The sequence below is a fragment of the Candidatus Syntrophosphaera thermopropionivorans genome (genome assembly GCF_004353895.1).
Lineage (GTDB): Bacteria > Cloacimonadota > Cloacimonadia > Cloacimonadales > Cloacimonadaceae > Syntrophosphaera > Syntrophosphaera thermopropionivorans.
This window is the reverse complement of record NZ_SMOG01000003.1, coordinates 88,291-101,974: the sequence shown is the minus strand read 5'-3', so window position 1 is coordinate 101,974 and position 13,684 is coordinate 88,291. Positions and strand designations below refer to the sequence as shown.

Sequence of the window (13,684 nt, the reverse complement as noted above, 5' to 3'; positions counted from 1 at the left end):
GCAGTCAGGAGAAGGGACATCATAGAATAACCTGGGATGGACGAGATAATGATGGTAATCTTAGCGGAAATGGAATATATTATATCGTTATGAAAGCTGGTAATCAAATCAGTCAAAGAAAAGCTGTCCTAATGAAGTAGTTTCATTTTTCTTTATAAATCAAGAGAATGACCCTGGTGGATAACCGGGGTCTTTCTTTCATTATCTATAGCGAGTTTTTATAAAAGATAAATTTCAAATATTAAAGCATTAAAAATGGTATGAAATATCATTAGTTATAGAATTTTTTTACTCTTTCCTGCCTCCTTCTTGGCTCTTAAGCTTACAAGAGACAGGGAATAAATAAGATAGAGCATATTAAAATTTTAACATTGAATGGAAAAAAAGACAAAGGATAGGTGGGAAGGTTAGTAGGTATAGGAGCTTGCTATTTTTGTTAAAGTGAGTAGGATATGTCCTTAAATACCAAGTAATGGAAGAGTTTTTATTTTGTAATGAATTTTAAATTAAACGGGGTTGATATTTTTTATTAAGAAAAGCCTTACGGCTTTGGCAAGACGAGGACGTCTTGCCACCATATGCACGAGGAAATATAATATCCTCTCTACAAGACGAGGACCTCTTGTCATCAACTACACGAGGATGTATTAAACCTTACTATTTTATTTTTTCTTTAAGTAATTCAGCCAGAGAGCGGATACCTTGTTCAATCTGTTCGAAGGTTGAATAAGTAAAGTTCAAACGCAGGGTATTAAACTTTTCCTGACCTTCAGGATAGAATTTAGAGCCAGGGATAAAAGATACTTTGTGTTTACTGGCTTCTACAAAGAGTTCATCTGCATTTATATATTCTGGAAGTGTAAGCCAAAGGAAAATGCCTCCTTCTGGTTTAGTCCATTGCACTTCAGGTGGCATTTGCTTTTCCAGTTCATCCAGCATTTTTTGTAGATAAGGACGATAGTATTCAGCGATGTACTTTAGATGAGTATCCATTAACCCTTTTTCCAGAAAACGAGCTACTGCTCTTTCAGCTACACAATCGGGTGTGATGGTTACTTTTTGTTGCCAAGAGACCATTTTTTCAATAAGTTCTTTATCACCTTTGGCATAGGCAATACGAAGACCGGGACCAAGAATTTTGGAAAAAGATACTATTTCAGTGACTATATTAGTAGGAGCAAAATCAGTTCTGGCAACTTGATAGAAGGTGGGAACAGGTTCTCCATAAAAGCGCAAACGAGAATAAGGATTATCTTCCAGAATAGGAATATTGTTATCAATACAAAACTGGATAATCTCTTTTCGTCTTTGGAGAGAATAGGTTATACCTGCAGGATTATGAAAATCTGGGATAATATAGAGGAATTTGATATTTTTCCCTTGTTGATGCAGAATTTTTACTTTTTCTTCCAATTCTTCTATAATAATTCCTTCATCATTTATAGGAACGCTCTGACAATCAGCTTCAATGGCATCAAAAGTGACCAGAGTACCCAGAAAAGAAGGTGCTTCACAGAGAATGACATCTCCTGGATTAATCAGACATCTGGCATAGTAATAGATAGCATTTGTAGCACCGACGGTAATCACCATTTCTTCAGGTTTTAGTTCGTAACCTTCCCACTGCATAAGTTGTTTTTTAAGCAGGATATCTCCTTCACTTGCACCATATTGTAGGACATCGCTACCTCCATTTTTAATCACTTCTTCAAAGAGTTCAGCTAATTGTTGAGTAGGAAAAGTTGCAGGAGAAGGAAAACCTCCAGCAAAAGAAATTAAATCTGGAATGTTTTTAGTGGAAGCCACTAACTCACGAATTAAAGAGGATTTCATCACTTGAGTAATCCGGGAAAAGGAATCAGGGTAATGCATGTTTTCTCCATTTATTTTATTAAAAAATACACGATTATCGGTTCTCAAGAATAAATCCTATTCTTAAGATTAATATTTTAACTAACAGATAGAGAGTTTATGGATAAATTCTATAAATCATCCTAGGGAAAGGAATAGTTTCGCGGATATGATGCACTCCACTAATCCAGCTAACCAATCTTTCCAATCCTATTCCGAAACCACTATGTGGAACTGTCCCATATTTACGGAGGTCCAGAAACCAGCGATAATCTTCAATAGGCATCTTTTCATCTTTCATTCTTTGAAGTAAGAGCTCATAATCATCCTCACGCTGTGAACCTCCAATTATTTCTCCGAAGCCTTCAGGAGCAATTAAATCACTACCCAGCACTAAATCTGGGTTTTCAGGGTCACGTTTCATATAAAATGCTTTAATTTCTTTGGGCCAGCGCTCTACAAAAATAGGTACAGGTGAATTTTCGGTTAAGAGAACTTCATCCTGAGCACCTAAATCACTTTGATGAGTGATATCGCTTCCTTTAGAACGAAGATATTCTACTGCTTCATAATGAGACATTCTTCCAAAGGGTGCATCAGCTGCTTTTAGGGCTTCCTTGTCTCGCTCCAAAATGGTTAGTTCATTATCTCTTTCTTTTAGAACAGTTTGGATTACATATCGGATAAGCTCTTCTTGAAGTTGAATATTTTCATTATGTTCAATAAAAGCGGCTTCTGCATCCATCATCCAGAATTCGGTAAGATGCTTACGTGTTTTAGAGCGTTCTGCTCGAAAAACTGGACCAAAGTCATAGACTCTTCCAAGACTCATAATACCTGTTTCCAGATAGAGTTGTCCAGATTGAGAAAGATAGGCTTTCCCTTCATCAAAGTATTGCAATTCAAATAAAGTAGTGGTTCCTTCACAGGCATTAGGTGTAAGAATAGGAGAATCAAAACGAGTAAAATGATTTTGATGCAAGAAGTCACAGATAGCATAATACACAGTATGACGGATGCGAAGGATAGCCCATTGTTTGGAAGAACGAATCCAGAGATGACGATGAGAAAGTAGGAAATCGGCACCGTGTTCTTTTTTTCCGATGGGATAATCTTCTGCAATTTGAATAATAGAGAGGTCGGTAACAGCTACTTCAAATTGTCCTTCCAGCTTTGGATGTGGTCTCACCAGTCCAGTAATAATAACGGAAGATTCCAGAGTAAGATGTTTTGCTTGGTCAAATTTTTCCTCTCCCAATTCTGGTTGAAAAGCTACACATTGCACATCTCCAGTGCCATCCCGGAAAATGATAAATAGGAGTTTTCCGCTATGACGGATATTACGTACCCATCCTTTAAGGATTATTTCCTCTCCGATATGTTCAGCGATTTCAGTAACTAAGATATATTTCATAATTTTATTTAGATATGCGTTGAAGGTTGATGGTTAATACAATCAAGAATTTGCATTGCTACTTGCAAAGCACGGTATCCAGCTTGTCCATCAACCACGGGTTTTTTGTCTTCAATAATTGCTTCAATGAATGAGTTCAGTTCCAAAGCAAGTGCATCCTGTTCAGAATCAGAAAGGTCAAAACGCTGAATTTCAACCAATTGTTCTGGTTTAATGTCCATAGTGCCTTGTAAGATTAAGGGTATGAATCTCATCATTGCAGGATTTATTTTAGTGACAGAGGCTAATTTAGCAATAAAATCCAGGGAAATATAAGCATCCCGCTGGAAAAAGCGAATCTTTCTTTCGTGTTTCAAAGAGACCCGGGATGAAGTCACATTAGCAATAGAACCATTTTCAAATTCAATTCTGGCATTGGCAATATCAATACTGGGAGTAAAGATTCCCACTCCATTAGCATAAATCTTTTTTACAGGACTTTGGATGAAGTCAAGGATAAGGTCAATATCATGAATCATCAAATCCAGAACAACAGGAACATCAGTGCCTCGTGGTTGAAAAGAAGATATACGATGAGATTCAATAAAAAGCGGGTCTTCAATCAGATTTTCTACCTTCAGAGTTACAGGATTGAAGCGTTCAATATGTCCGACTTGAATCTTTAAGCCTTTTTGATTTGCTAAATTAACCAGTTCTTCAGCTTGCCATAGTTCAGAAGTAATAGGTTTTTCAATGAAAATATGCTTTCCCTGTTCAAGAGCTTGTTTTGCCAGTGCATAATGCGAAGAAGTGGTGGTTGCAATATCAACAGCATCCACATCACTAAGTAGCTCCTGATATCCGGGAAAGGCAGTTAAATTAAATTCTTCTGCAACGGATTTACAACACTCTGGATTGGAATCATAGATTCCTACCAGTTGGCAAAGAGGATTGGATTTCAACTTTTCTGCATGAAATCTTCCTAAATGTCCTACTCCGACTAAGCCAATTTTTAACATAATCAGGAAAGTTTAGTAGAGAGGACACGAAGCATATCTTCAGTCATAGAAGCTAAATCATATTCAGGTTTCCAACCCCATTCTTCTCTGGCAGCACTATCATCCATTTTATTAGGCCAGCTATCGGCAATAGCTTGTTTTACAGAATCTATCTGGTATTCCATATGAAATTCAGGGATATGTTTTTTAATTTCTGCGGCTATCATTTCAGGGTCAAAACTCATTGCTGTAACATTAAAACAATTGCGATGTTTCAATCTGGAAGGATCAGCTTCCATTAAATCCACAAGTGCTCTTAAAGCATCAGGCATATACATCATATCCAGAAAAGTGCCAGGTTTCAGATAACATACATAACTTTTATTCTTGATAGCTTCATAGTAGATTTCTACAGCATAATCTGTTGTTCCACCACCAGGGAGAGTTACATTAGAAATGATTCCAGGATACCTTAAGCCCCGAGCATCTACTCCATATTTCAGAAAATAGTAATCTCCCAACAGTTCTGCCGCAACTTTAGAGATACCGTAGATAGTTGTGGGACGCATAATAGTATCTTGAGGAGTGTTATCATGAGGGGTAGTTGGACCAAAAGCACCAATAGAAGAAGGAATGAAAACAGCGCAATGTGCTTCCTTAGCTATTTCCAGAACATTTAACATACTATCCATATTGATTTTCCAGGCTAAGGTTGGTTTGGATTCGCCAACTGCAGAAAGAACTGCTACCAAGTTAATAATTGTGTCTATATTATATTTTTTGACCGCATTCATAACTTTGTCGGGTTCCAGAGCGTCAAGATTCTCACAGGGTCCACCATCTTTTATTTCTGGAATAAGAGGTTGACGATGATAGGTAGCAACAACATTATTATTTCCATAGATGTTACGAAGATATGGCACCAGCTCAGAGCCAATCTGTCCAGCTGAACCGAGAACGAGGATGTTTTTCATTTACTTCTCCTAGTAAAATATTATTTTTATCCTTTTTTTTGAATCAAGGAGCCTTGTCAATTCTTTTAACTGTTAGTTGTTTATAAGTAGCAAGTTATTTATCAATCTGGCTAAATTTGCAATAAGTTAACTAATAATGAAATAGGTTATTTAATGTAGTATTCTTTCAGTTTTAGTGCAATCTCATCACTGAGTTCTGTAATTGCAAAATTAAGCATATCAAGTTCGGAAGGTGGAATAGGTTCAGGTTTTTGAATAAGCATCCGGGTGTTATCAGATAGATTTTGCTCATCACCGCTTAAAAGTTTGCCCCATTCATCTTTCCAGGCATAATAACCAGTCGCAGAGTCGGTATATTCTACAATACCATTTTCAGCATCTATAATATAGTAAGTAGCAATAATTTTTAAAGAAGAAGTCTTGATAAATTTTTGGTAGGTACAGGTAACTTCATTGGTTTTATTTTTACTTTTTTTCTTTGAAGTTGCCGATTTTTGGAGGTTTGTATTGGGATTATCTTTCAATTCAACGGAAGTGGTTTGAGGAGCAATGTAATTAATCTGGAGGATTTTTCCTTCTATTATATTATTACAAGTTGGCGATTTATTAGGCTTTGCCAAGGAACTTATCTCAGCTATCGAATCAGCTGGAAGATTAGTTATTATCTGTTCTCCAGAATTTGAGTTGTTAAGATAGTTAGTATTTATAATATTAATAAACTCACAAGTTAGAGAATCTTGGACTAATTTAGCGATAATAGAAGAAGAAAGGATTTCACCTACACTACCATAACTTTTAGGGGTTCCAGATTTATCTTCAAATTCTTTTATAACCACCTTTTTAATAGAGTTTTTTCTTGCTAAAGCATATAGATTAGCAGCATTAGGATAATCAGGGAAAAATTCCATTGCAATTTTAAATTCTTGTGCTGCTTCCCACTGAACATCAGGGTCGTTACTGCTTTGCATTAGCTGTTGTCCATTTTGAAAATGTACTCTTGCTGCCTGATATTTACATATAGCTAAACGAGCAGTATAATCTTGAATACTGGTTAAAAAAGCCTTTTCTTCTTTACTAAGACGCGAAAAATCCACAGGTTTTATCCTATTTTGATATTCAATCAGAAGAGTGTATTCTTTCACTAATTGGTCCCACATATCAGGTGGTGCCTTAGCCTCAATCAGATTAATTCTTGCCTGGGTTTCTTCAATCAGTTGAAGATATGATTTTTGAACCAATTCCTGAGCTTTTTTATCTTTCGGTTTCAATTCCAGTATCTGTTTTCCTTTTTCCAGGGCTGCCTCATAATCACCTTTATTATAATGTTCCAGAGAAGATTTATACAAATGTCCTGTTGTACTACAAGAAATCATAAATAATGATATCACAGTTATTAATAAGGTAGTGATTTTCTTTGAGATGCCAATCATTAGCTCAGGTTAATACTCCTTTAAAATCCTAAATATTATATTAAGATAAAGATAGGGCATTGATTGTCAAGGGAAAATTATTTTAGAAGGTCATTATTCTTTTAGATAGTAATGAATATAAAGATACAACACCTATTGAAATATCTATAAATTTGGTTTTAATACAAGGGATTCAATGTTCACCAAGAATAAATCACAGATTTTTCAATATTAAGAATAGCGAGTAATGAAAGAATGAGCTAATATACCTTTTAAATTGGAACTCCTAAAGAACTCAAGCAGTTTTTGAATTTATCCTGTCTGATTTATATTTTCAGGAGTAGTATTAATCTTATTACTGAAAACCAATTTTTTGAGATTAGTTTTTAGAAAGATAGTTGAATAAAATCAATGAAGGAATAATTATTCAAATGAGGAATAATTTTTGCATCTTATTAAATTATCTCCTTAGAGAAAAGAATAAAAGGAATCTTTTGAAAATGAAGAAGCATATTATATTGATTACTGCCATACTTGTGCTTTTATTAGCTGGATGTGCCAAACGGAATACTCCTTGGCAGAACGAAGATATGTTAACCTTAAAAAGACATATTGAGGTAGTAGGTAATCCCTTGGATATTTCATTTGATACAGAGAATATTTATGTGGCATTGGATCAAGGCGGGATATCAATAATAAACAGTGCAAATTATAGTCAGAAATGGTATACCATACTTTCCAGTTCAGATGAGTCTGTTGTTCCTTTATTTAAGATTCGCAAGATAGGTGTGGTAGGTGAATATAATCGTTTATTTTTAAATGAGACTGATGCCACGGATAGGATTTTGATAGTAGATAATAGCAATTTAGATAGCTTGCGCATCATAGATTCAATTACTGGTGCTACTCAGGATATTCAGGATATGAAAGTGCAGAAAATTATAAATCCAGTAGATGATAATGTGATAGAGATAATATATTCTGCAGGACGCAATGTTCATTATGGAAAATATAATGGGACCTTATGGTTAGGTAGCACTTTCAGTATTTATCCTCCGGCATCTGCCTCTGGAGTTGATTTGGATGATAGATATGTCTATATAGCAGCACAACAGAGAGGTTTGTTGATTTATGATCGTAATAGCTTAGAAATGATAAGTGAAATAGCGGTTCCTGGAGAAGCTCAAAAAGTTAAGGTAGTAGGAAATTATGCGTATCTTGCTTGTAGACAAGGTGGTTTTTCGATAGTAAATATAGCAGATAGGACTGAACCACTTTTAGTAAGTAATTTTGATACTACTGGCTATGCCACCTCAATTGATGTAAAAGATAATAAGGCAGTAGTTAGTTCTGGTGGGGGTGGAATTTATTTGTTTGATGTATCCAGTCCATCTCATCCTCTTCTAAAGCAAAATATTACTTCCGCTGGATATACCAATAATGCTAAGTTCTATAATAATCAGCTTATAGTTGCTGCAAGAGATAAGGGTATTCTTATCTATGAAATAGACTAAGAGCTGAAAATATATTATACCTGGAGGTTTAACTCCAGGTTTTTTTGTATAAAATAAAGGGATAAAAATGAAAAAAATATTAGTCTTTCTTATGTCGCTCTTGCTACTACAGACTTGTTTAATAGCGGAAAATTTGGAAGCAGAAAAATTAATTAGTATAGTTAAATCTGATAACCACCAAACTAAGCTAAAGTTAGAATCAACTCAGCTGACTCTCAAAGAGAGTATACAAAATAATCAAGAGGTAAAAGAAATAAAGTTACAAGGGGTTAAAAATTCTACAGTTTATAATGGTATGCCCGAATTACCTATTTTGGGAACCCTCATAGCCATCCCTCCACAAGGGAATTTTAATGTGACTTTCACTTATGATTCTGTAGATATAATTCCTTTGAATAATCCTAAGCTATATTATACTGAAGAAGGGGCTTTACCCATAACTATAGACGCACAAAATCTTTTCCCAGAAAATTTTGTTAGCTTTTCCGAACCTGCTATTTTAAGAGATTTCCGTGTTATCCAACTAAATATATATCCCTGTCAGTATGACTTTACAAAACAGCAATTGCGATATTATCATAATATTCAGGTGCATATTAATTATACTACTGATAAAGGTATCAATGAACTCCCCTTTGAGTCCTATGATAATTATAGCTATGTCTTTCAGAATATTTATGAAGCACAGATAGCCAATTTTGATGAATATCGCAATCCTCTTATTGCTCCTGAACAAGGCAGGATTTTGCTCATCTATGGAAATACTACAGATGCCAATTTTCTTACTAAATTAAATGAATTTGTTACTTGGAAACGCCAGAAAGGGTATGAAGTGAATGTAGTTAGTACTGCACAAACTGGAGGAACAAGCAATACTTCAATAAAAAATTATATCCAAAATCAATATGATAATCCTGAGACTAGACCCGATTATATTATACTGCTTGGAGATACTACTGGTAGTTATATAATTCCTACCTGGTATGAAAATTATAGTAATTATAATGGTGAAGGTGACTATCCTTATACGCATTTAGCCGGAAATGATACTCTTGGGGATGTGTTTATAGGAAGAATCTCAGTGGAAAATCTATCTCAACTTGCAACCGTCTTCAATAAAATCTATACTTATGAAAAGAATATTAATATATCTGATGATGCAGCGTCTTGGTTAAATCGTATGCTTTTAATTGGTGATCCCAGTTCATCTGGGATCTCCGTTATATATTCCAACAAATATATTAAAGAAATGTCTTCTAAAATTCATCCAGATTATACTTATATTGAAAATTATACCAGTAGTTGTTCTTCCACAATGAATTCAGGCATCAATCAAGGAGTAAGCTTCTTCAATTATCGTGGATATATCGGTATGAGTGGCTGGAATCCTTCAGAAAGTCTTAATAATGGACCCAGACTTCCACATTCGGTGATTCTAACTTGTGGAACGGGAAGTTTTGGGGGGACTTCAACTACAGAAACTTTTGTACGCTTAGGCAGTGAAGCTGTTCCTAAGGGAGCTTTAACAGCTATTGGAATGGCAACCTCAGGAACTCACACATTGTTCAATAATGCTCTCTCCTGTGGAATTTTTGATGGAATATTTCTTTATGGAATGCGAAATATGGGAGAAGCCTTATTAAATGGAAAGTTATATCTCTGGAATGTTTATGGCACTGCGAACACTTCTTATGCTAATTCTTTTGCGCATTGGTGCAATTTAATAGGGGACCCAACGGTTGAAGCTTTTGTGGGAATTCCTAAGGGTTTGCTGATTAATGCTCCAGATTCTATTCCTCGTGGTTGTTCATTAGTTGATATCAATATCACGGATTTATTTCAGAATCCTATGGAAGGTGTTAGCGTTACTCTCTATAATTCAGTATATCAAAATGTAGTGTCAAAAGGTTATACTGATGAAACAGGGACTGTTACTTTACAAATTCCTTCTTTTATAGCGAGTAATTTACTGATAACTGCTTCTCAGCATAACTGTAAACCAGTACAAAAGACCCTATCATTAAATCAAGAGGGTTCTCTTGTTTATTTTGAAAAATACATCATTGATAATGGAACTGCTGGTTCCTCAGGTAATGGGGACAGTTTTATTGAGGCAGGTGAGACTATAGCTTTGAATGTTGAAATTAAAAATACTACTACTCATAACATCAGTGGACTTCAAGGTATATTGAGCACCACTAATCCATATATAAATATACAACAAGCTCAAGCTATCTATCCTGATATTGTTCCAGAGGACACAGGTGTAAATAATACTTATTTCTTATTACACTTTGCGAATAATATCCCATCATTTCTCAACGCTCGTTTTAATCTGGAATTGACCGATACTCAACAAAATATATATCAAATAATATTCCATATGGGTGCATATAATGCCAATTTTAATGTTAATAACAGATATGTATTTGCAGGTGGCGACACTATTTTAGATCCTTCGGAAACAGGGATATTAACAGTAAGTATAACCAATAATTCTATCTGTGGGATTATTGATATCTATGGCGAATTACAATCTATGAATGATTTAGTTTCTGTTTCGGATTCTATTTCTTATTTCGGAAATGTGCTGGCTGGTATGACGGTAAATTCTATTGATGGTTTTAGCATTATGGCACGACCTCAATTAATTCCAGGTATGATAATTCCTTTTCAACTCAGGTTATATAATTCTACAGGATTTGAACAATTAACCTATTTTAATCTTCCTATAGGAACCGTTAGTCAAAATACACCACTGGGTCCTGATGAATATGGCTATTTTATCTATGATGTCTCTGATACAGCTTATCCTGATTGTCCAGTTTATGATTGGATAGAAATTGTGCCTAGTTTAGGAGGAAGTGGAACCCTTATTACTGGATTGAATGATTCGGGTTTAATTGATGATGAGGGAGATCAGGTGGGAAGCGATGTTCTGGAAACGATAAATTTACCTTTCACTTTTCCTTATTACGGTATAGAATATAATCAAATTACTGTCTGTGTTAATGGGTTCATTGCATTTGGAGTTACTGAAAATGGAGAATTTAGAAATGGAAGAATGCCTGGAGGTCAAGGACCATCACCAATGATTGCTCCCTTCTGGGATGATTTGATAATCTTATCCAATGCTGGTATTTATCAATATTATGATACAGTTAATCATATTTTCATTGTAGAATACCACAATCTAAAAAATGGGTTTAACCGTACATCTGAAGAGACTTTTGAAGTTATCTTTTATGATCCTCATTACTATCCTACCAGTCTTGGTGATGGAATGATTAAATTCCAATATAAAGTTTTTAATAATGTAGATGTTGGAAGTGGTGGCTATTCACCCTCTCATGGAAAATATGCCACAGTAGGTATTAGAGATCATACTAATAGAAGAGGCTTAGAATATACCTTCAACAATCAATATCCCTTAGCTGCACAACCTTTAACCAATAATAAAGCACTTCTTATTACTACGGTGCCAATACTTCAGGAAAGACCCCACCTGGTTATTGGGGATTTTATTTTGCAGGATGATAATGGAAATGGCTGGATGGAACCTGGAGAAAGTGGAGAAATTGGTATAAAATTGAACAACTTGGGAATAGCTACTGCAACTGATGTGCATATCATAGCAAATACTGTTAATCCCCAGGTCTTAATTCAAAATGCCGAAAGTGATTATCCCGATATACCAGGAAGTGGTTCTGCCGTGAATATAGACCCGATAACTATATCTATTAGTCCAGAATGTCCTCATAATACGACTATTGAATTAAATCTTACGGTCAGTATTAGTGGCAATAGCTGGAACTACATTCAAAACATAACGGTAAAAAAACCTCAATTAAGTTTGAGCGGGGTCTATATGAATGACCTGCAGGGCAATATTAATGGAATGGCAGATCCAGCTGAGACCTTTAATTTAATTGTGCACTACACCAATGATGGAAGTGTTGCAGCCTATAATATCACCAGCAATATCAGTTGTATGAGTTCAGATGTGGATATTTTAAATCCTCAGCAATTGATTAATTATATACCAGCAGGTGCAACCTGTCAGGTTATCTATGAAATCACTCTTTCACCTAATGTATCGGTAGGTAATAATCTCACTTTCTATATAACTTATCTGGGTGAAGCCATAGAAGCGCATAATGAGACTATCCGTTTAAATGTTGGTACTACCGGGATGTATGCTGATTTTGAGAATAATAATGGTTCATTTGTCACCCAACCGGCAAATAATGCCTGGCAATGGGGTTCTGATTCAATCGTAGGTGCTCATTCAGGAACAAAGTGCTGGGGAACTTTATTGAATCAGCAATATCCTAATTATGCAACCTGGACTTTAACCTCTCCGGTAATATATATAGGACCCAATTTTGTACTTGAGTTCTGGCATTGGTATGATATGGAACAGGGATATGATGGAGGAAATTTAAAAATATCCACTAATTCAGGCGGTTCTTGGACTCTTTTAACTCCAGAAGGGGGTTATCCATATCAAAATGTTTCTGCTCTTAGTGGCCCAGGTTACACTGGTAATAGTCAGGGATGGGTATTAGCCAGATTTAATCTCAGTAATTATGCCAATCAGAATGTTATGTTTCGCTGGACTTTTTCTTCTGATCCAGGCATTCAGGGTTGGGGCTGGTATATTGATGATGTACAAACCACAGGATATATTCCCTTTGCTGGTAAATTATATGGCATAGTTTTCTCTTCCAATCCTGAAATTAACTATTCTCAAGTTTTAATTCAAAATTCCACCCTGTTAACTTCACAACCAGATTCCGATGGGAATTATGTTTTGTACCTTCCGGGGGGCTTGCAAAGTGTAAATGCTATCGCACCAGGATATCAAACCGAGACTTTATCTTCAATTAATATTAACTTGCAAAATCCTGCAATTAATCACGACTTCTTTTTAGCTTATTTTGCACCAGCTACAAATTTAAGCTTTAGGGTAGTTCAGGATTCATTATATCTAAACTGGTCAGCTCCAGAAGAGCCGTTTTATCCCATCTTGAATTATAAAGTATTTCGTAAGCTTAATGCAGGAAATTATGAACTTATGGGAATATATTCTCAAACTTATTATAACGAACAACTTAGCACCATTGGAAATTATCGCTATTATGTGGTAACCTGTTATGAAACGGGAGAAAGCGTGGGAACTGAACCGATAAGTTTCAGCTTTCCTTATGAGGATATTACGGACCAGAATATAAATCCTCTGGTATCCAAGCTATATCAGAATTATCCTAATCCTTTTAACCCTTCTACCACCATAAGGTTTGATTTAGCAAAAGGTGGACCAGTAAAGTTGAGTATATACAATATAAAAGGACAATTGGTTAATTGTCTGGTAGATGATTATTTGAGAGAAGGCAGTCATACTATTGTCTGGAATGGAAAGGACAAACAGAACCGAAGTGTATCATCAGGAATCTATTTTATTCGGATAGAATCTAAAGAATTCAACTCAGTTCGTAGAGCTATTTTAATGAAATAGCTCTCTAAGATTCAAAACCTAAGAAGG

Annotated in this window: 8 protein-coding genes; 3 read left to right on the top strand and 5 right to left on the bottom strand. The window is 35.3% G+C overall.

Annotation, left to right across the window (positions count from 1 at the left end; genetic code table 11):
* On the top strand, positions 1–140 hold a 140-nt coding region (locus E0946_RS07475; RefSeq protein WP_420885480.1), incomplete at its 5' end, for a FlgD immunoglobulin-like domain containing protein.
* Between the two features lie 517 nt (positions 141–657).
* Here E0946_RS07475 and E0946_RS02400 read toward each other — a convergent pair.
* From E0946_RS02400 to E0946_RS02380, 5 genes are all read right to left on the bottom strand, one after another.
* On the bottom strand, positions 658–1,872 hold the full coding sequence (locus tag E0946_RS02400) for an aminotransferase-like domain-containing protein (protein WP_133200877.1): 1,215 nt from the start codon (positions 1,870–1,872) through the stop codon (positions 658–660).
* Between the two features lie 97 nt (positions 1,873–1,969).
* Positions 1,970–3,265, bottom strand: a complete 1,296-nt coding sequence (gene asnS / locus E0946_RS02395) for an asparagine--tRNA ligase (RefSeq protein WP_133200876.1) — start codon at positions 3,263–3,265, stop codon at positions 1,970–1,972.
* Positions 3,266–3,273: 8 nt separating this feature from the next.
* The gene (locus E0946_RS02390; RefSeq protein ID WP_133200875.1) at positions 3,274–4,263 is read right to left on the bottom strand and encodes a Gfo/Idh/MocA family protein; all 990 of its coding nucleotides are present in this window, start codon (positions 4,261–4,263) and stop codon (positions 3,274–3,276) included.
* Between the two features lie 2 nt (positions 4,264–4,265).
* Positions 4,266–5,216: an NAD-dependent epimerase/dehydratase family protein gene (locus E0946_RS02385; RefSeq protein WP_133200874.1), complete on the bottom strand. Its 951-nt coding sequence runs from the start codon at positions 5,214–5,216 to the stop codon at positions 4,266–4,268.
* A gap of 146 nt (positions 5,217–5,362) precedes the next feature.
* The gene (locus E0946_RS02380; protein ID WP_133200873.1) at positions 5,363–6,646 is read right to left on the bottom strand and encodes a hypothetical protein; all 1,284 of its coding nucleotides are present in this window, start codon (positions 6,644–6,646) and stop codon (positions 5,363–5,365) included.
* A gap of 479 nt (positions 6,647–7,125) precedes the next feature.
* Between E0946_RS02380 and E0946_RS02375 the strand changes: the two genes are divergently transcribed.
* Both E0946_RS02375 and E0946_RS02370 read left to right on the top strand, forming a co-directional pair.
* Positions 7,126–8,139: an LVIVD repeat-containing protein gene (locus E0946_RS02375; protein WP_165942060.1), complete on the top strand. Its 1,014-nt coding sequence runs from the start codon at positions 7,126–7,128 to the stop codon at positions 8,137–8,139.
* 67 nt (positions 8,140–8,206) lie between these two features.
* Positions 8,207–13,657, top strand: a complete 5,451-nt coding sequence (locus tag E0946_RS02370; protein WP_133200871.1) for a C25 family cysteine peptidase — start codon at positions 8,207–8,209, stop codon at positions 13,655–13,657.
* The last annotated feature ends 27 nt before the right edge of the window (positions 13,658–13,684 follow it).

What these genes read in the sequence shown, in the direction of transcription:
- E0946_RS02375 (WP_165942060.1), top strand. Translation starts at nt 7,126, where the DNA reads ATGAAGAAGCATATTATATTGATTACTGCCATACTTGTGCTTTTATTA.
- E0946_RS02370 (WP_133200871.1), top strand. Translation starts at nt 8,207, where the DNA reads ATGAAAAAAATATTAGTCTTTCTTATGTCGCTCTTGCTACTACAGACT.
- asnS (WP_133200876.1), bottom strand. Translation starts at nt 3,265, where the DNA reads ATGAAATATATCTTAGTTACTGAAATCGCTGAACATATCGGAGAGGAA.
- E0946_RS02400 (WP_133200877.1), bottom strand. Translation starts at nt 1,872, where the DNA reads ATGCATTACCCTGATTCCTTTTCCCGGATTACTCAAGTGATGAAATCC.
- E0946_RS02385 (WP_133200874.1), bottom strand. Translation starts at nt 5,216, where the DNA reads ATGAAAAACATCCTCGTTCTCGGTTCAGCTGGACAGATTGGCTCTGAG.
- E0946_RS02390 (WP_133200875.1), bottom strand. Translation starts at nt 4,263, where the DNA reads ATGTTAAAAATTGGCTTAGTCGGAGTAGGACATTTAGGAAGATTTCAT.
- E0946_RS02380 (WP_133200873.1), bottom strand. Translation starts at nt 6,646, where the DNA reads ATGATTGGCATCTCAAAGAAAATCACTACCTTATTAATAACTGTGATA.